Source organism: Acinetobacter sp. UBA801 (assembly GCA_002296655.1).
Classification (GTDB): Bacteria; Pseudomonadota; Gammaproteobacteria; order Pseudomonadales; family Moraxellaceae; genus Acinetobacter.
Genome location: DBIN01000047.1, coordinates 39,039 through 56,798, shown reverse-complemented (window position 1 = coordinate 56,798; position 17,760 = coordinate 39,039). Strand labels below are relative to the sequence as shown.

The 17,760-nt window shown below is 41.4% G+C and carries 12 protein-coding genes, 2 tRNA genes and 1 pseudogene; 5 read left to right on the top strand and 10 right to left on the bottom strand.

What is annotated here, in order from left to right:
* Nucleotides 1–193 precede the first annotated feature (193 nt).
* Nucleotides 194–1,654, bottom strand: coding sequence for an ATP-binding protein (locus B2W49_RS09685; protein ID WP_291340488.1), 1,461 nt, complete (start codon nucleotides 1,652–1,654; stop codon nucleotides 194–196).
* Between the two features lie 168 nt (nucleotides 1,655–1,822).
* Nucleotides 1,823–2,587, bottom strand: a complete 765-nt coding sequence (ompR, locus tag B2W49_RS09680) for a two-component system response regulator OmpR (protein ID WP_104852661.1) — start codon at nucleotides 2,585–2,587, stop codon at nucleotides 1,823–1,825.
* Between the two features lie 347 nt (nucleotides 2,588–2,934).
* Between ompR and B2W49_RS09675 the strand changes: the two genes are divergently transcribed.
* Together B2W49_RS09675 and B2W49_RS09670 are read left to right on the top strand one after the other, a co-directional pair.
* A complete protein-coding gene (locus tag B2W49_RS09675) occupies nucleotides 2,935–5,286 on the top strand; it encodes a Tex family protein (protein ID WP_291340487.1) in 2,352 nt (783 codons plus the stop codon).
* A 93-nt stretch (nucleotides 5,287–5,379) separates the two neighbouring features.
* Nucleotides 5,380–7,371 (top strand): annotated as a pseudogene (locus B2W49_RS09670) (DNA/RNA helicase domain-containing protein).
* A gap of 34 nt (nucleotides 7,372–7,405) precedes the next feature.
* Here the strand turns inward: B2W49_RS09670 and B2W49_RS09665 are convergent.
* From B2W49_RS09665 to B2W49_RS09655, 3 genes are all read right to left on the bottom strand, one after another.
* Nucleotides 7,406–7,717: a hypothetical protein gene (locus B2W49_RS09665; RefSeq protein ID WP_019838218.1), complete on the bottom strand. Its 312-nt coding sequence runs from the start codon at nucleotides 7,715–7,717 to the stop codon at nucleotides 7,406–7,408.
* A gap of 208 nt (nucleotides 7,718–7,925) precedes the next feature.
* The gene (locus B2W49_RS09660) at nucleotides 7,926–8,813 is read right to left on the bottom strand and encodes an SDR family NAD(P)-dependent oxidoreductase (RefSeq protein WP_291340485.1); all 888 of its coding nucleotides are present in this window, start codon (nucleotides 8,811–8,813) and stop codon (nucleotides 7,926–7,928) included.
* A gap of 307 nt (nucleotides 8,814–9,120) precedes the next feature.
* Nucleotides 9,121–10,398 (bottom strand): O-acetylhomoserine aminocarboxypropyltransferase/cysteine synthase family protein, encoded by a 1,278-nt coding sequence (locus B2W49_RS09655; protein WP_291340484.1) that lies wholly within the window; start codon nucleotides 10,396–10,398, stop codon nucleotides 9,121–9,123.
* A gap of 308 nt (nucleotides 10,399–10,706) precedes the next feature.
* On the opposite strand from B2W49_RS09655, the gene ettA reads away from it, so the two are divergent.
* Nucleotides 10,707–12,368 carry an energy-dependent translational throttle protein EttA gene (gene ettA / locus B2W49_RS09650; protein ID WP_005263915.1) on the top strand — a complete coding sequence of 554 codons (1,662 nt, stop codon included), beginning with the start codon at nucleotides 10,707–10,709 and terminating at the stop codon, nucleotides 12,366–12,368.
* A gap of 77 nt (nucleotides 12,369–12,445) precedes the next feature.
* Here the strand turns inward: ettA and B2W49_RS09645 are convergent, their stop codons facing one another.
* From B2W49_RS09645 to B2W49_RS09625, 5 genes are all read right to left on the bottom strand, one after another.
* A complete protein-coding gene (locus tag B2W49_RS09645) occupies nucleotides 12,446–12,787 on the bottom strand; it encodes a hypothetical protein (protein ID WP_291340483.1) in 342 nt (113 codons plus the stop codon).
* Nucleotides 12,788–12,940: 153 nt separating this feature from the next.
* Nucleotides 12,941–13,016: transfer RNA gene (locus tag B2W49_RS09640), tRNA-Glu, on the bottom strand.
* 36 nt (nucleotides 13,017–13,052) lie between these two features.
* Nucleotides 13,053–13,128: transfer RNA gene (locus B2W49_RS09635), tRNA-Ala, on the bottom strand.
* A gap of 57 nt (nucleotides 13,129–13,185) precedes the next feature.
* Nucleotides 13,186–14,694 carry a glutamate--tRNA ligase gene (gltX, locus tag B2W49_RS09630; RefSeq protein WP_291340482.1) on the bottom strand — a complete coding sequence of 503 codons (1,509 nt, stop codon included), beginning with the start codon at nucleotides 14,692–14,694 and terminating at the stop codon, nucleotides 13,186–13,188.
* Between the two features lie 141 nt (nucleotides 14,695–14,835).
* Entirely contained in the window at nucleotides 14,836–15,123 is a 288-nt protein-coding gene (locus tag B2W49_RS09625; RefSeq protein WP_291340481.1) for a hypothetical protein, read from the bottom strand.
* A 504-nt stretch (nucleotides 15,124–15,627) separates the two neighbouring features.
* On the opposite strand from B2W49_RS09625, the gene B2W49_RS09620 reads away from it, so the two are divergent.
* Nucleotides 15,628–16,641, top strand: a complete 1,014-nt coding sequence (locus B2W49_RS09620) for a sulfate ABC transporter substrate-binding protein (protein WP_291340480.1) — start codon at nucleotides 15,628–15,630, stop codon at nucleotides 16,639–16,641.
* A 197-nt stretch (nucleotides 16,642–16,838) separates the two neighbouring features.
* The gene (gene rsmH / locus B2W49_RS09615; RefSeq protein ID WP_291340479.1) at nucleotides 16,839–17,750 is read left to right on the top strand and encodes a 16S rRNA (cytosine(1402)-N(4))-methyltransferase RsmH; all 912 of its coding nucleotides are present in this window, start codon (nucleotides 16,839–16,841) and stop codon (nucleotides 17,748–17,750) included.
* Nucleotides 17,751–17,760 lie beyond the last annotated feature (10 nt).

Sequence of the window (17,760 nt, the reverse complement as noted above, 5' to 3'; positions counted from 1 at the left end):
TAAATAATATATAAATAGTTGAATTTATTGTTTATTTATATATCACTTGATAAATGTAAAAATTTATTTGATATATTTTTATACAATTTTGATATGCGCTGTGAGAAGTTTTTGCTTTGATCCTTCCTGCGATTTGCTGTTGGTCTGAAATTGCTATATAGCAAGCCAGATGGAGATCAAATGAATCAGCCGTTTAGAAATGTTCACTCAAACTTTGTTTGATTTTTTCCAGCGTGCCAACATTATTTTTTTCTTCAACGATTTCAGGTTGTAACGGCAGGGTAATGATGGCTTCAAGACCACCGTGTTCACGGTTTTGAATGGTGAGCTCGCCCTGATGAATATCAACAATACGTTTTACAATTGCCAAACCTAAGCCACTGCCTTGTACAGTACGTGCTTCATTGCCGCGTACAAAAGGCTGCATTAAATCGGCAATTTGGTCTTCTGGAATGCCTGTACCGTTGTCTGCCACGCTAATCCGAATGTGTTCATCCAGCACTTCTGCAGACAACTCAATTGGCTCTGCACCATAGCGTTTAGAGTTGTTAATCAAGTTACCAATCAGACGTTTTAGTGACAAACTACGCGCCTGAATTAGAGGTAATTCTTGTGCGTTAAAGCGAATATCCAACGGTTTAAATTGAATAATCAATTCCTGCAGCAAAACATTTAAATCGGTTTCTTGTAATTCTTCATCAGAACCATCACGCATATAAGAAATGAATTGATTCAAAATCGCATCCATATCTTCTACATCGTAAATTAAGCCTTCTTTTAAAAAATCATCATCAGGCATCATTTCAGCACTTAAACGAATCCGTGTCAGTGGCGTGCGCAGGTCATGTGAAATACCCGCCAACATGATACGACGGTCACGTTCAGTCTGTTCCAAGGTATAAATCATGTGGTTAAAGGCTTGGTTGACCTCACGAATTTCCTGCGGGCCGTGATTGGTTTCCAAATAAGGGGCTTTACCTGTTTTACTGTAGCTGTTGGCGGCATTTTGCAGACGACGCAAAGGACGGTTCAGCTGACGCACCAAAGTTAAAATAATAGCGGCTGCGAAAAGTGGGATACCCAAGAGCCAGCCAAACACCAGTTCAGGACTGTAATTGGCATAGGTTTTGAGGGGTTCACGTACCCAGTTGCCATTCATTTCTGGGGTTTGAATCCAAATACGCGGGCTTGGTTTGAACTGGAAATAGACCGTGACATCCTGCATTTTTAATTCAGTTGCTAGCTTCTTTTCAATTTGTCGGGTAAAAAATTCGGCAATCACTTTTTCCCGTACATTCGGATACTCACGTGGATCGGTCACATATTCAATGCCGACCCGATTTTTGAGCCATGCATCAACATCGACTTCGGCTTCATTGTGAAAAATGCGCAAATCTGGATTGTTTAAAATTTCCAGTTCAACCGCTAAATAGCGCGCATGCTGTTGAATTTCAGGTAAATACAAAGTGCGCCAAAAGAACCACAACGACATAAACAGACTGAACAGCACCACAAAAACCACCAGCACCGCAGTGCGCATCGCGGCAGAACGTGGTTTGATTTTGTCCAAAAAACGCTCCCAGCGTGTACGTTTCTTTTCAGAATACGCCACATAATCGGTAAATTCTTGTGGGTCGAGGGGTTCGAGTTTCACATCTTGTCCTGTGGCAGAGGTTGTAAAGCGAATTTGGTGAGTGAAATTTTATGATGAATATACTTTTTATTGGAATGTCTATTCTTTAAATCTTGCACAATGATCGGTATGTATGAATTTCGATCATTGTATGAAGATGTGAGGCTGAAGCCTCACATCATTTCTAACTTATTCCGCACCATCTGGAACAAATACATAACCTACACCCCAAACCGTTTGAATATAACGTGCGCGGGCAGGGTTTTCTTCAATTAAACGACGTAAACGAGAAACTTGAACATCAATTGAGCGTTCCATTGCACCCCATTCACGGCCACGTGCCAAATTCATCAATTTGTCACGGGTCAAAGGTTCGCGTGGGTGTTGTACCAAAGCTTTGAGTACCGCAAATTCACCTGTAGTCAGTGTTACAACTTGACCTTCACGCGTTAAAGTACGGGTCGATAAATCTAGCGACCATGGGCCAAAACCGACCACTTCCATTTGCTGACTTGGTGCGCCTGGTACTTCTCGCACTTGACGACGCAATACGGCACGAATACGTGCTAACAGCTCGTTTGGATTAAATGGTTTTGGCAAATAATCATCTGCACCTGCTTCAAGACCTGCAATACGGTCAGAGTCACTGCCGCGAGCCGTCAGCATAATAATTGGCGTGTCGATGTTAGATTGACGTAAACGACGGCAAATACTTAAACCATCTTCTACAGGCAGCATAAAATCCAGCACGATTAAAGAGAACAGTTCACGCTGTAACAAACGATCCATTTGCGTTGCATCGTGGGCAGTTTTAACCACAAAGCCCTTATCTTCCAAGAAACGTTGTAACAGGGTACGTAAACGCACATCATCATCCACAACGAGAATGCGTTCAACGCGGTCAGTTTCGCTGTGTACGGCATCTGTTTTTTCAGCAGGTACAACTAAACTCATGATGTGCTCCTTTATTCTTTATTGTCATCGTAAACAAAAAGTTGAGTTGGCTTTGAGTATACGATTCATTGGTATCTTTTGCCTATGCTCTAAAGCAACAAATATTGCAGATAAAATCAAGACATAGATACCAAATATATACAGCATTCCCATGCCAAAAACTGACATATTTGCCCGTTTGAGTCTAACATCAGCCTGAATTTTATTTAGATTTATAAAATTTTGCCGAATTGGCAAAAATCGCCAAAACACCACCATTTATAAAATTCATAAAACAATTGTGGATTTTATAGTCTTGGTCTTTATAATCATGGCTTTTAGTACTTATCCTTGTAGGATCACACACGATGACTGACTTAGTTCAGCAGTTAGCAAAAGAACTTGCCGTACGACCAAATCAAGTAGAAGCTGCCATCAAACTTATTGATGAAGGTGCTAGCGTTCCATTTATTGCACGTTACCGTAAAGAAGTGACGCAAGGTTTAGATGACACGCAGCTACGTCAGCTCGATACACGTTTATCGTATTTACGTGATTTATATGAGCGTCGCGAAAAAGTAATAGAATCACTCAAAGAACAAGATAAATTATCTGATGATTTATTGGCACGGGTAAACGCTGCTGAAACCAAAAATGCCTTAGAAGAAATTTATGCGCCTTACCGTCCTAAACGTACTAGTAAATCGTTTAAAGCCAAAGAAGCAGGTTTAGGTCCAATTGCAGCGCGAATTTTTGCAGAACAAGTCGAGCCAAGCGAAGCTTTAGCAGGCTTTAGCCATGCAGACTATCCAGATGTAGACAGTCAGCTAGATGCTGTGCAACACATTCTAATTGATGAATGGGCACAAAATATTGCCTTGACCACCGAATTAAAAGAAATTTTTGCCAAAACAGCGGTATTAAAAAGCTTGGTTGCTTCTGATGAGAAAAAAGAAGTGGGCAAAAAATTCCGCGATTACTTTGATTTTTCAGAAAACCTGAACAAAGTGCCATCCCATCGTTTATTGGCGATGTTGCGTGGTCGCCAAGAAAACGTCTTGGGCTTAAAAGTTGATGGTGAAGACAGTGCACCTTTGGCACGTATTGAAACTGAATACAATTTAGATCAGATTCAGCCGCAAGCACGCCAGGACTTTTTAAAACAAACGGCAAAATTGTTCTGGTTGGGCAAAGTACGTCCACAAATCGAACATTCATTATTGACTGAAAAACGTTTGGCTGCCGAAGCAGAAGCAATGGATGTGTTTGCAGAAAACTTGCGTCATTTATTGCTTTCTGCACCTGCAGGCGCACGTTGTACGCTAGGTGTAGACCCTGGTATCCGTACAGGTGTGAAACTAGCTGTGGTGAACCAATCTGGCGATGTGGTTGCACATAGCACGGTTTATCCATTTGCACCTAAAGAAGACAAAGCAGGCGCGATTGAAGAGCTTGCACGTTTATGCCGTGAGCACCATGTTGATTTAATCGCGATTGGTAACGGGACTGCAAGCCGTGAAACTGAAGCGGTGGTGGCAGAAATGATGGCTGCACACAGCGACTTAAAATTGACGCGTGTATCTGTATCTGAAGCAGGTGCATCGGTATATTCAGCTTCTGAGTTGGCATCGCAAGAGTTGCCAGAGCTAGATGTGTCGATTCGTGGTGCAGTGTCTATTGCCCGTCGTTTACAGGACCCATTGGCTGAATTGGTTAAAATTGATCCGAAATCAATTGGTGTAGGTCAGTATCAACACGACGTGAATCAGGCAGGTTTGGCAAAAACCTTAGAAGCCGTGGTCGAAGACTGTGTGAACTCGGTAGGTGTTGATGTCAATACGGCATCTTCAGCAATTTTAGGTTATATCGCAGGTCTGAATAAAGCCATTGCACAGCAAATTGTAGATTACCGTAAAGAACATGGTCGTTTTGATAACCGCCAAGCCTTGAAAAACGTACCACGTTTAGGCGAGCGTACTTTTGAACAAGCCGCAGGTTTCTTGCGTATTCAAGCGGGTTCTGAGCCTTTAGATGCCTCAGCTGTTCACCCTGAATCTTATGGTTTGGTAGAAAAAATTGTGGCTGCTAAAGCGACTACAGTCAAAGACATCATTGGCAATACCGAAATTATCCGTTCAGTGAATGCTGAAGAATTTGTGGATGATCAAGTCGGCTTACCTACCATTCAAGATGTTTTATCTGAATTGGAAAAACCAGGTCGTGACCCACGTCCTGAATTCCGTACGGCTAAGTTCCGTGAAGATATTACTGAGGTGGCACAGCTGACTGAAGGCATGCAGCTTGAAGGTGTGGTGACCAATGTAACTAACTTTGGTGCATTTGTAGATGTTGGCGTGCATCAGGATGGTTTGGTACATATTTCTGAATTGGCCAATGAGTTTGTGGCTGATCCGCATAAAGTTGTGAAACCTGGTCAAATCGTGCAAGTGCGAGTGTTGCAGGTTGATGTAGAACGTAACCGCGTGAATTTATCGATGCGTCCTGAAGGTTCGGCTGCACCTGTTAAAGCGGCACGTCCAGCACGTCGTGATCAAGAGCAACGTACAGAGCGTAAGCCACAGGCGAAGCGTCCACAGCAGTCGCGCCCTCAGGCGGATCGCCCACAGGCTAAAAAGCCACAAGCTGCTAAACCACAAGAGAATAAAATTGGTGGTTTAGGTGCATTGTTGTTGCAAGCGGGAATTAAAGGTTCGAAGTAATCTTGAATTGTTCCAATAAAAAGCTCCCGAATTTCGGGGGCTTTTTGTTTTTGTTTTCAGTATATTAAATAAAAACAAAACTGAAGTTTGAAGATATTGAAAAGCTATTACCAGAATGAGTTCAAAAATTTCTTAGAAGCAACAGATGTATCTATATTGGGGAGTTTGGCACGACATCATGAGTTTGCATTAGATGAACTGCAGAAGAATGCTTGGTTAAAATAAATTCAAATATTGAAACAGCATTTAGGGGTTTTTAAGAGTGGGCAAGTCTTTTTTGAGTTTAGTATCCCGCGTATGGGGAAACGGGTAGATAATATTCTAATTATTCGTGATTTAATTTTTGTGGTCGAATTTAAAGTGGGTGATCGACAATTCACTTCACAAGCAAAAACACAGGTGATTGATTATTGTCTGGATTTATTAAACTTTCATGCGGGATGTCATCACCAAAAAGTGATCCCAGTTTTGGTTGCAACACAAGCCAATTCAATTGAACAGGACTGGCAGGCGATTCGGGAGCTGAATGATGCTTTATGTTGTAATACGGAGCAACTAACAAATTATTTACTAGAAGCCATACAGTATTTTTCTGAATCTACTTACTTTGATTTATCTACGTGGATTAATTCAACTTATAAACCTACCCCCACAATTATTGAAGCTGCGCAGGCGTTATATCAAGGGCATCGTGTTGAAGATATTTCACGAAGTGATGCGGGTGCAATTAATTTAGAAATCACATCAAAGCGAATTGAGCAGATTATCGAACTCACTAAGCTGAATAAACATAAAGCCATTTGCTTTCTAACGGGTGTGCCCGGAGCAGGAAAAACCTTGGCAGGTTTAAATATTGCCAATCAGCGCTTAAAAGCAGATGAGTCTGAGCACTCTGTATTTTTATCAGGAAATGGCCCACTTGTGGATGTGCTACGAGAGGCCTTGATACGTGATACTGTGAATAGTGCTAAGCAAAATAACCAATTGATCAAGCGTACAGATGCTGAGCGTCATGCTAAAACATTTATTCAAAATATTCATCACTTTCGTGATCATTATTTAAAATCATCAGAAGCGCCGATTGAGAAAGTCGTTGTTTTTGATGAGGCTCAACGTGCTTGGCAAAAAGAGCAAGTTTCCAATTTTATGAAACAAAAAAAAGGCATTGAAAATTTTGCGATGTCAGAGCCAGAATTTTTAATCAGCGTTATGGATCGGCACTCAGATTGGTGTGTGATCGTGTGTTTAATTGGTGGCGGGCAAGAGATTAATACAGGTGAAGCGGGTGTTTCGGAATGGATTTCCGCTTTGCAGAATAGTTTTAAAGATTGGACCGTATATTATTCACATCAAATCTTACAGCAGACAGTCTATCTTGAGTCAAATGAACAGATCGCTTGGTTGAAAGCTTTTGGGCAGCATGAGTCAAATTTACATTTAGCAGTTTCTGTTCGCTCATTTAGAAGTGAGCGTGTTTCTAATTTAGTCCAAGCGATATTGGACAATCAACCAGACATTGCAAAGCAAATTTATCAGGAAATTAAGCAAGATTATCCGATCGTGTTGTGTCGTAATTTAAATCAAGCAAAAGATTGGCTAAAAGAAAAAGCGAAAGGTTCAGAGCGTTACGGTATTGTGGCAAGTTCGGGTGGGCGTCGTTTAAAGGCAGAGGGTTTGGATGTTAAAAACAAAATGGAGCCATCGGATTGGTTTTTAAATAACAATTTTGATGTGCATTCCTCTTATTATTTAGAAGACGTTGCAATTGAATTTGATATACAGGGCTTGGAAATAGATCATACCTGTGTGGCTTGGGATATTAACTTTTATTTTGATCAACAATGGTGTTACCAGAGTTTTAGGGGAAGTAAGTGGCAGCAAATCCATAATGATGCCAATAAAAAATACTTATTGAATGTCTATCGGGTTTTATTAACGCGTGCCCGTCAAGGTATGGTGATTTATGTACCATGTGTTTACGATGATGATTGGACACGACCTGCGCGACAATATGATTTGACGTATGAGTTTCTGTTGAGCTGTGGGTTTGATGTGTTAAAAACCAAAAGTATAGGCAGCTTATAAGTCTTTTAGCTCTCTTGGAATAAAGGATGATTTTTTAAATCAACGGCACAATCCAACTCACTAAAATCAGCATAATTCCCAAATGCCCAAGTTTACGCGTCACTGCCACTAGTTTTGATGGTGGTGCTTCAAGCTGACGAGCATATTCCTGAAGATTTAAACCTTGTGAGGCTTTGCTGCTAAATAAAAATACGCCCAAATCAATACAAATTAAAATCGTGCCTACATCGGCAACAACTTCTAAGAGTTCATATTCTTGCTGATAAAGCGCCGTTGCAACTTGATAACTCAAAAATAAGGCAAAGGCAAAACAGCCATACTGTAAAATGAGGGCTAGTGCTCGCATAATCCATTCAAAATACTCAAAACAGCTGTGTTATAGCATAAACGATCTATAAATTGAATGTTTGTTTGAGCTGCATGGACACAAGATAAAGCTTGTTAGCGTTATCTCTTGCAATAGATGTGGCAAGATTGAAAACGTAGGATGAAGTGATTGCTAATAAAATAGGCGACCCGTAGGTCGCCTAAAGCAAAACTTGAATGTGTATAAATTACCAGTGTTCGCCCGGGAACAGGCGTGCATATGCTCTTTGTACCCAGTTCAGTTTTTGCTGCTCGCCTACAGAAGCGGTTGAGCTTGGGAACAAGTTATAACCAATTGACATGAGTTTGTTGTTGATATCTGGTGCAATCGCATATGTAATTGAAGCCAGGCGACCCAAGTGTGTCGCAATTTTCTTCGGACGTTTCACAATCGCATAAGCAATTAAATCTGCAGCTTGTTCAGGTGAAAGCGTTGGGACGTACTTATAAATTTTAGTTGGTGCGATCATCGGGGTGCGTACCAATGGCATATACACCGACGTAATCGCAATTTTGTGCGTATGCGCTTCTGCAGATAGACAGCGACTAAATGCATCCAGCGCAGCTTTAGATGCCACATAAGCCGAGAAGCGAGTTGCGTTGGCTAATACGCCAATTGAGCTAATGTTGATGATATGACCATCTTTACGGTGCATCATTTGCGGTAAAATATTCAGCACCAAACGCACAGCACCAAAATAGTTGAGTTGCATGGTACGTTCAAAGTCGTGGAAACGATCAACCGACTCGTGAACTGCACGACGAATTGAACGTCCTGCGTTGTTAATTAAAATATCAATATGGTCGACTGAAGCAAGAATCTGTTGTGATACCGCATCAATAGAGTCCATATCGTTTAAATCACAAGGAAAAACTGAAGCTTTGCCACCACGTGCTTCAATTTCGGCTTTGACTTGTTCTAAGGTTTCCTGAGTACGTGCAACTAAGAGCACATGCGCACCCGCATCGGCTAGTTTATGTGCTACGGTTAAACCAATACCACTCGATGCACCTGTAATAAGGGCAACTTTACCATTTACACGCTGTTGAAAAAGTTTCTCTAATTTTGGCTTCACGCTAATATTCCTGATTTTGATTCCTGAGTTGTCATTTTTATTGAGATTGACGATTCAAATTTCAGGCTGAATTTGAACTGTTTTCCTTGGCTTTATAATAGCCGATTTCACAAAAAAAGCTATGCAATAAGTGGTTGAATTTAAAAATGAATTTAGAGTAATTGCTCTATTTTTGTGAGCTGTATATCTTTATTTTTACCATAAACTAAAGCTAATGCAAAGACATACAAAGAAAAATTAAAATAAAAAAGCATCCTGTTGAAATTAATCAGCAGGATGCCAGTACAAAGCTTGAACTGATGAGTTTTTATACGGCTGCTAAAGCTTGCTCTAAATCAGCAATTAAGTCATCGGCATGTTCAATCCCGATGGATAAACGCACCATATCTTCACTCACACCTGCAGCCTTGAGTTCATCTGCACTCAACTGACGGTGAGTGGTGGTCGCAGGGTGGCAAGCCAGACTTTTGGCATCGCCAATATTGACCAAGCGTGTGAATAATTGCAGCGCATCAATAAAACGAGTTCCGCCTTCACGACCATCTTGCACGCCAAAGGACAGAATTGCAGCAGGTTTTCCTTTCACATATTTTTGTGCCAACGCATGTTGTGGATGATTTCTTAAACCTGCGTAATTGACCCATTTCACTTTTGGATGTGCCTGTAGATATTCCGCAATTTTTTGTGCATTTTCAGTATGACGTTCCATGCGCAGGCTTAATGTTTCTAAACCTTGTAAAATCAGGAACACATTATGCGGGCTAATTGCTGCACCTGTGTTGCGTAGTGGAACCACACGCGCACGTGCGATATATGCTGCTTCCCCCAAAACTTCGACATAGTTCACGCCATGGTAGCTTGGATCAGGCGTATTCAGGGCAGGGAAACGTTCAGGATATTTACCCCACGGGAATTTGCCGCTATCCACAATAATGCCGCCAATTGAATTGCCATGACCACCGATATATTTGGTCAGGGAATGCACCACAATATCCGCACCAAAGTCGAAAGATTTTTGTAGTACTGGGGTGGCAACGGTATTGTCGACAATCACCGGTACGCCATATTCATGTGCAATTTTAGCAATGGCTTCCAGATCAATAATATTACCCAGTGGATTACCAATCGATTCGACAAAGACCAGTTTGGTTTTTTCATCAATCAAGTCACGCAGACTTTCCGGCTTTTCATAATCAAAGAAACGGACTTCAATGCCCTGTTTTGGTAGGGTATGGGCAAAGAGGTTATAGGTACCGCCATATAGCGTTGACACAGAAGCAATGTTGTCACCCGCTTCCGCAATGGTCTGAATCGCATAAGTAATCGCAGCCATGCCAGAGGCCAAAGCCAGCGCGCCAATTCCACCTTCCAGTGCTGCGACACGTTGTTCCAGAACCGCAGTGGTCGGGTTCATAATTCGGGTATAGATATTGCCCTGAACCTTTAAATCGAAGAGATCGGCCCCATGTTGAGTATTGTCAAAGGCATAAGACGTGGTTTGGTAAATCGGCACTGCAACAGCTTTGGTGGTTGCTTCTGGGGTATAACCTGCATGAATCGCAAGGGTTTCTGCTTTATAACTCATTCTGTTTGATCTTCTAGTTTAAGTTTATGGCTTGAGTGTAGCATTTTCACATATGAGTAAAAGTGCAATTTTATTGAAATAAATATATGAAATATTCATATATCGACCTGGATTTGAGTCGTTTATTTTACTGAAAACAACTGTTTAAAAAAACATCATCAATAAACTTGTAACAATGCATTGAAGTTCATGGCAATGGCTTATGTTTTCGCAGCTTTCTGCGTATAATACCCGATTATTTTTTCGCTCATTAGAGCAGGGGCTGCTCATCTGAGCCCCAGATTTGGTTTTCTATTGAGGAGTCCTACGTGGCCCAATATATTTATACGATGAACCGAGTGTCGAAAATGGTTCCGCCTAAGCGCGAAATCCTGAAAGACATCTCTTTATCATTTTTCCCAGGCGCTAAAATTGGTGTGCTTGGTTTAAACGGTGCAGGTAAATCTACCTTGCTTCGTATTATGGCGGGCGTAGATAAAGATTTCTCTGGTGAAGCACGTGCGCAACCGGGTATAAAAATCGGTTATCTTGAGCAAGAACCACCTTTAGATGAAACTAAAGACGTTCGTGGTAACGTCGAAGATGGTTTACGTGAACCGCTTGATGCCTTGGCACGTCTGGATGAAGTCTTTGCTGAATATGCAGCAGAAGATGCGGATTTCGATGCACTTGCGAAAGAGCAAGAGAAGCTTGAAGCGATTATCCAGACTTGGGATGCGCATAACCTTGCGAACCAGATGGATCAAGCAGCTGCAGCATTGAACTTGCCTGCTTGGGATGCAGATGTATCTAAGCTTTCAGGTGGTGAACGTCGTCGTGTGGCGCTGTGCCGATTACTTCTGTCTAAACCAGATATGTTACTTCTAGACGAACCAACGAACCATTTAGATGCTTCATCTGTATCTTGGTTGGAACGTTTCTTGAAAGACTTCCCGGGTACCATCGTCGCTATTACGCATGACCGTTACTTCTTGGATAACGTTGCTGAATGGATTCTTGAGCTTGACCGTGGTATGGGCATTCCGTATCAAGGTAACTACTCTTCTTGGCTTGAGCAGAAAAATGCCCGTTTAGAGCAAGAGAACAAGCAGGAAGAATCTTTTGCTAAAGCATTGAAAAAAGAACTTGAATGGGTTCGTTCTAATGCCAAAGGTCAGCAAAAGAAAAACAAAGCGCGTATGGAGCGTTTTGAAGAGCTTAACTCGCGCGAATTCCAGCAACGTAACGAAACTTCTGAAATCTACATTCCACCTGGCCCACGTCTGGGCAACAAGGTTGTAGAAGTTGAAGGCATCAGTAAATCGTTTGGTGATCGCTTACTGTACAAGGATTTAACCTTCACAGTACCACCTGCTGCAATTGTGGGTATCGTGGGTGAGAACGGTGCGGGTAAAACCACGCTATTCCGTATGATGACTGGCGAACAGCAACCAGATACCGGTACGGTAACGCTGGGTGAATCGGTTAAAGTGGCTTATGTCGGTCAGATCCGTGACACGCTAGACAACAACAAAACGGTTTGGGAAGAAGTGTCTGGTGGTTTAGATATCTTGAAGATTGGTGATTACGAAATCGCATCTCGTGCGTATATCGGTCGCTTTAACTTTAAAGGCCAAGATCAGCAAAAGCGCGTAGGTCAATTGTCAGGTGGTGAGCGTAACCGTTTACAACTTGCGAAAATCCTGCAAATGGGTGCAAACGTGATCTTGCTGGATGAACCATCGAACGACTTGGACATCGAAACCTTGCGTGCACTTGAGGATGCCATTCTGGTATTCCCGGGTACTGTGATGGTGATCTCGCATGACCGTTGGTTCCTGGATCGTATTGCAACGCACATCTTGTCATTCGAAGGTGAAACACCTGAATTCTTCACTGGTAACTATGCTGAGTTTGAAGAATATCGCCGTAAGCGTGATGGTGATGATCTTGTAGCCAAGCGTCAAAAATATCGCAAAATCGGTGTTTAATCATCTCCGACTTTTGTAAATAAAAAAACCAGCCTCAGGGCTGGTTTTTTTATGTTTATTATATGGTGGAGGGTAAATTAGATTTCCCACTCATGATTACATTCACGGCATTTCCATTGTTTTTGCGACTGCATAAAAGCTTGCATAGAAATTTTAAAATCAGGCAAATCTCGGTAGAACAGGAAACCTGCAATCACACACAGTACAAATACCGCTACAGTAATGCTTTGTAAGGCTGTACCTGCACCATCACCAAAAATCCACATGGCAATACTGATCAAGACAAGAAGTAATAAGACAAATACCGCTGGAATAAGCATCACCAAGCTTTTTGGCACCACAGGACGTGGTGTTGCTTGTCCTGCCTGCGCAACAGGCATGATTTTTGGGCTTTGGCATTTAGGGCATCGGTATTGCATTACAACTCCAAAATTCTAATCTGATCGTTATTCTAACCAAATGTACAGCAAATCAAAAACAGTCTGTCAGAAAACAGGGCAATAAAAAAGCCCAAGTCATTGCTTGAGCTTTGTTATAAGATGAAAAAAATAGATTTATATTCATCTTGAATATGGCGTCCCTACGGGGATTCGAACCCCGGTTACCGCCGTGAAAGGGCGATGTCCTAGGCCTCTAGACGATAGGGACTTGATGAGGCAACACAGGTAAAGCCTGAATTAAACTTGGTGGAGTCAAGCGGGATCGAACCGCTGACCTCTACAATGCCATTGTAGCGCTCTACCAACTGAGCTATGACCCCAGTCTGTGTGAGCGCAATATTAGGGCTATTGCGCTTACACGTCAACAAAAAAATGAATTAAGCAGGATCAATTGCATTATTTTTCGGCAATTTGATGCTTTCATTCAGTTTTTCCCAGACTTTCACTTCTTTTTTGCTTGGTCCGCCAACCACTTCTAAGGCATGACGTAAACGCGCAAAGGTCAGATCAGGGCCAATGGTGACCATGGTTTGCATTACAGGTGTAGATGCGGTTGAACCTGCAATTGCAATAAAGAATGCAGGCATGAAATCACGCAATTTGATTTCCATTTGGTTCGCTAAATCCATCAGGGTTTGGCTTACCGTGTCGTTGTTCCAAGTAAATAGACTTTCTAAACGCCAAATTGCAAATTGCAGGCTTTGGCGCACTTGTTCTTCAGACAGTTTTTTACTTTCAAACTGTTGCTTGCTCAAAGTTGGGAAGTGGTTGAAGTAATGTGCAGACCAATTCACTGCTTCTGAGAGCAAATGAATACGTGGTTGAATCGCGGCAGCAATCTCTTCCAATTTGGCACGATCTGCTTTCCAGGTCAATAAGGTGTCTAATAGTTCAGCAGGTGAAAGTGCTTTAATCCATTGACCATTTAGCCAATTGAGTTTTTCCACATCAAAGATAGGGCCGCCTAATGAGACACGTTGAATATCAAAGTGTTCAATCATTTCGGCCAAGGTGAATTTTTCGCTTTCATCGGGCATTGACCAGCCCATGCGACCTAAATAGTTCAGCAACGCTTCGGGTAATACGCCAATGTCTTTGTAGTAGTTAATTGAAGTCGGGTTTTTACGTTTAGATAATTTTGATTTGTCTGGGTTGCGCAACAGTGGCATGTGGCACAACACAGGCATATCCCAACCAAAATACTGATAAAGCAATTGGTGTTTCGGTGCCGATGGAATCCATTCTTCACCACGAATCACGTGGGTGATTTGCATCAAATGGTCATCGACCACGTTTGCTAAATGATAAGTTGGCAAACCATCTGTTTTCAGTAGAATTTGCATATCGACTTGCGCCCATGGAATTTCCACTTCACCGCGCAGCATGTCATTAAATTTACATACGCCTTCGGATGGCACTTTCATACGAATAACATGCGCTTCGCCTGCGGCTAAACGACGCTGCACTTCATCTGCAGACAAGTTTAAACCACGACCATCGTAGCGCGGGCTTTCACCACGTGCTTGCTGTTCTGCACGCATTTGATCTAGTTCTTCGCTAGTAGCGAAGCAATAGAAAGCATGTCCTTGTTCAACCAATTGCAAAGCATATTGCTTATAAATATCCATACGTTCAGATTGGCGATACGGTGCATGCGGGCCGCCTACATCTGGACCTTCTGCCCAATTTAAGCCTAACCAACGCAATGAATCCAAAATCATTTTTTCAGACTCAGGGGTTGAACGCAGTTGGTCTGTATCTTCAATACGAAGAATAAATTCACCACCGTGTTGTTTGGCAAAACATAAGTTAAACAAGGCGATATACGCTGTTCCCACGTGCGGGAAACCAGTAGGAGAAGGCGCGATACGAGTACGAACAGTCATAAGCAAAAATTAATTCAAAATGTAAATTGCAACCATTATAACGAAAAAGCCCAAGTACTTAATGTTAAATTCAACATTCTGTACTTGGGCGTTTCAACTGCATTTGAAAAGGGGATCAAAGGCAGTGAGTTTGATGCAGGCTTATGAGTTGCCTTGCGGGAATAAGGCTTGTACGAAACGGCTAAAACGCTGATTTTGTAAGGCAAAGAAATTTTGAGTTGGAGCGACATGAATAGAAGTCAGCACTTTTAAATCATTATTTGATTCAAACTTTTGCTTGTCTGCCTGTTTTTGTTGGGTAATGGCTTTTTCAATTAAAGAGCCTTTTTCCGCAGTTAAATTGGTTTTACTTTCAGCAGACTTGATCACGGCACTGTGACCGACTGTACTTAAACTGAGTAATGCTGCGAACATGAGTTTAGATTTCATCTTGATTCCCCCCTTTCCTTTATGAATGAACTCACAATTTATAAATTGTTTTAATCACCTTAATATTTAATCACAAGAATCATAACAAAAGTAGACTTAAGTCACACTTTTAATAAAATCTGTATCATTATTTACTCACTATATACAGGTTTTTCCAATGATCCTTGATTTAGAACATGTTGTAACAAACAACTGTGGAGATATCGTGAAGATTTTTACAAAAGTCACAATAAAATTAATTTGAGAAGGTTGGTTTGATGTGATGTTGTTTATTTTGCCATTAAGTTTGAAAATGGATCAAATTTTTATTCACTTTTCATATATCTAATTCATAAAAAGGTATAACTTTTGAATAAACGCTGTATCTTAAATTAAATTGAATAAAAACAAATAAATAAAGCTGAATTTATTGAGTTTAATCAATTTTTTTGTATTTTTTACAAATTGCGCAGTGCCTAAGCATTACATATATTGAGTGACAGATTAAAAGTGATGTGTATTGTGATGAAAACTCAATTGAAAGCTTTATTGACTGCTGCTCTATTGGCAACAGGTTTAGCTGCAACGACTGCTCAGGCTGCAGATCGTCAGTTTTTAAATGTATCGTATGATGCAACCCGCGAATTTTATGATGAATTTAACAAGTCGTTTGGTGGGTACTGGAAAAAACGTACAGGTTTAGACGTAAACTTTAAACAATCACATGGTGGTTCGGGCAAGCAAGCGCGTTCAGTGGTCGATGGCTTAAAGGGCGATGTCGTCACTTTGGCATTGGCGAATGACATTGAAGAAATTGTAAAGTCAGGTCAAATCCAAGCAGGTTGGCAAAAAGAATTTCCTCATAACTCTGCGCCTTATACCTCGACCATCGTCTTTATGGTGCGTAAAGGCAATCCGAAAAAAATTAAAGACTGGAATGACTTAACCAAACCAGGCGTACAAATTATTACCCCAAACCCGAAAACAGGTGGTTTGCCACGTTGGGTGTATTTGTCGGCTTGGGGTTATGCAGAAAAGCAACCAGGTGGTTCTAAAGCCAAAGCTCAAGAATTTGTAGGCAAGATGTACCACAACGTAAAAGTGATGGATTCAGCAGCACGTGCGTCGATGACGACATTTGCTGAACGTGGCATTGGTGACGTGTTGTTGACTTGGGAAAATGAAGCCCTGGTAACCTTAAAAACTTTAGGCAAAGACAAGTTTGATATTGTTTATCCATCTATTTCTATTTTGACTGAGCCTTCTGTGGCAATTGTAGACCGTACAGTAGAAAAAAATGGCAATAAATGGTTGGCGACCGGTTATATCAACTATTTATATTCACCTTTAGGTCAGGAAATGGCAGCTAAGCATTTCTACCGTCCACGTAATGAAAAAGTTCTTGCAAAATATGCAGCGCAATTTCCGAAATTAAAAACTTTCACCATTGATGAAGTGTTCGGTGGTTGGGAAAATGCACAAAAAACACATTTTGTGAATGGTGCGATTTTTGACCAAATTTATAATGCTAAGCGTTAAGCACATATTCATTTCTGTCTAATCTTTGATTGGATTGGCGCACAAAAAAATCTCTACGGAGATTTTTTTGTGCTTTAAAAAAGTCAAAAACGGTTTTCCCTATGAAAAGTAATATTTATCTACAAAAAGACGTTTGGAGCTTTGCTAAAACAAGGTAATAATGTGCAGTTACATTTTAGCTGTATTGATTGAACCTTATGTCGCATATTTCTGTATTACTTCATGAAACTGTTGATGCCGTGTTGGCAGATCGCAATACAGGAATTTATGTCGATGCTACCTTTGGGCGAGGTGGGCATACGCGTTTGTTATTAGCTAAATTGGATGCGCAGGCACGAGTCTATGCCTTTGATAAAGATCCACAAGCTTTGGCTGTGGCAGCAGAATTGGCGCAGCAAGATTCTCGCTTTCAAATTATTCATGCCAGTTTTGCCGATATGCAGCAAGCGTTGAATGATATGGGTGTCACTCAGGTCGATGGTGTGATGGCCGATTTAGGCGTGTCGTCACCACAGCTAGATCAGGCAGAACGCGGTTTTAGCTTTATGAAAGATGGCCCGCTTGATATGCGAATGGACAATTCACAAGGCCCGACTGCAGCAGAGTGGTTGGTGGATATTGAAGAAGAAGCCTTAGCCAATGTAATTTTTCAATATGGTGAAGAGCGTTATAGCCGCCGTATTGCCAAAGCCATTAAACAGGCGGGTTATATTCAAACCACCGCACAATTGGCTGAAATTGTAAAAGTTGCCCATCCGAAGTGGGAAAAAAATAAACACGCTGCAACACGTACTTTTCAGGCAATTCGTATTGCGATTAATAAAGAATTAGAAGATATTGAAAACTTCTTGCCGCAGGCGGTTGAGGTGTTAAAACCCGAAGGTCGTTTGGCAGTAATTAGCTTCCATTCTTTGGAAGATCGTTTAATTAAACAGTTTATTCAAAAAGAATCGAGCCTGCCTGAAGATTCAGGTTGGGGCTTGCCACAACAGCAACAAGATACACGTCGATTGAAAAAAATCTCACGTGTGCGTGCCAGTGATGAAGAAGTCAAAGCCAATCCACGCTCACGCAGCGCATGGTTACGTGTTGCAGAACGATTAGCTTGAACAGGCCAAT

Bases quoted from the DNA above. Each gene is read 5' to 3' on its own strand.
- rsmH (WP_291340479.1), top strand. From the start codon at position 16,839: ATGTCGCATATTTCTGTATTACTTCATGAAACTGTTGATGCCGTGTTG.
- B2W49_RS09665 (WP_019838218.1), bottom strand. From the start codon at position 7,717: ATGCGAGCACTAGCCCTCATTTTACAGTATGGCTGTTTTGCCTTTGCC.
- B2W49_RS09655 (WP_291340484.1), bottom strand. From the start codon at position 10,398: ATGAGTTATAAAGCAGAAACCCTTGCGATTCATGCAGGTTATACCCCA.
- B2W49_RS09645 (WP_291340483.1), bottom strand. From the start codon at position 12,787: ATGCAATACCGATGCCCTAAATGCCAAAGCCCAAAAATCATGCCTGTT.
- ompR (WP_104852661.1), bottom strand. From the start codon at position 2,587: ATGAGTTTAGTTGTACCTGCTGAAAAAACAGATGCCGTACACAGCGAA.
- gltX (WP_291340482.1), bottom strand. From the start codon at position 14,694: ATGACTGTTCGTACTCGTATCGCGCCTTCTCCTACTGGTTTCCCGCAC.
- B2W49_RS09620 (WP_291340480.1), top strand. From the start codon at position 15,628: ATGAAAACTCAATTGAAAGCTTTATTGACTGCTGCTCTATTGGCAACA.
- B2W49_RS09675 (WP_291340487.1), top strand. From the start codon at position 2,935: ATGACTGACTTAGTTCAGCAGTTAGCAAAAGAACTTGCCGTACGACCA.
- B2W49_RS09625 (WP_291340481.1), bottom strand. From the start codon at position 15,123: ATGAAATCTAAACTCATGTTCGCAGCATTACTCAGTTTAAGTACAGTC.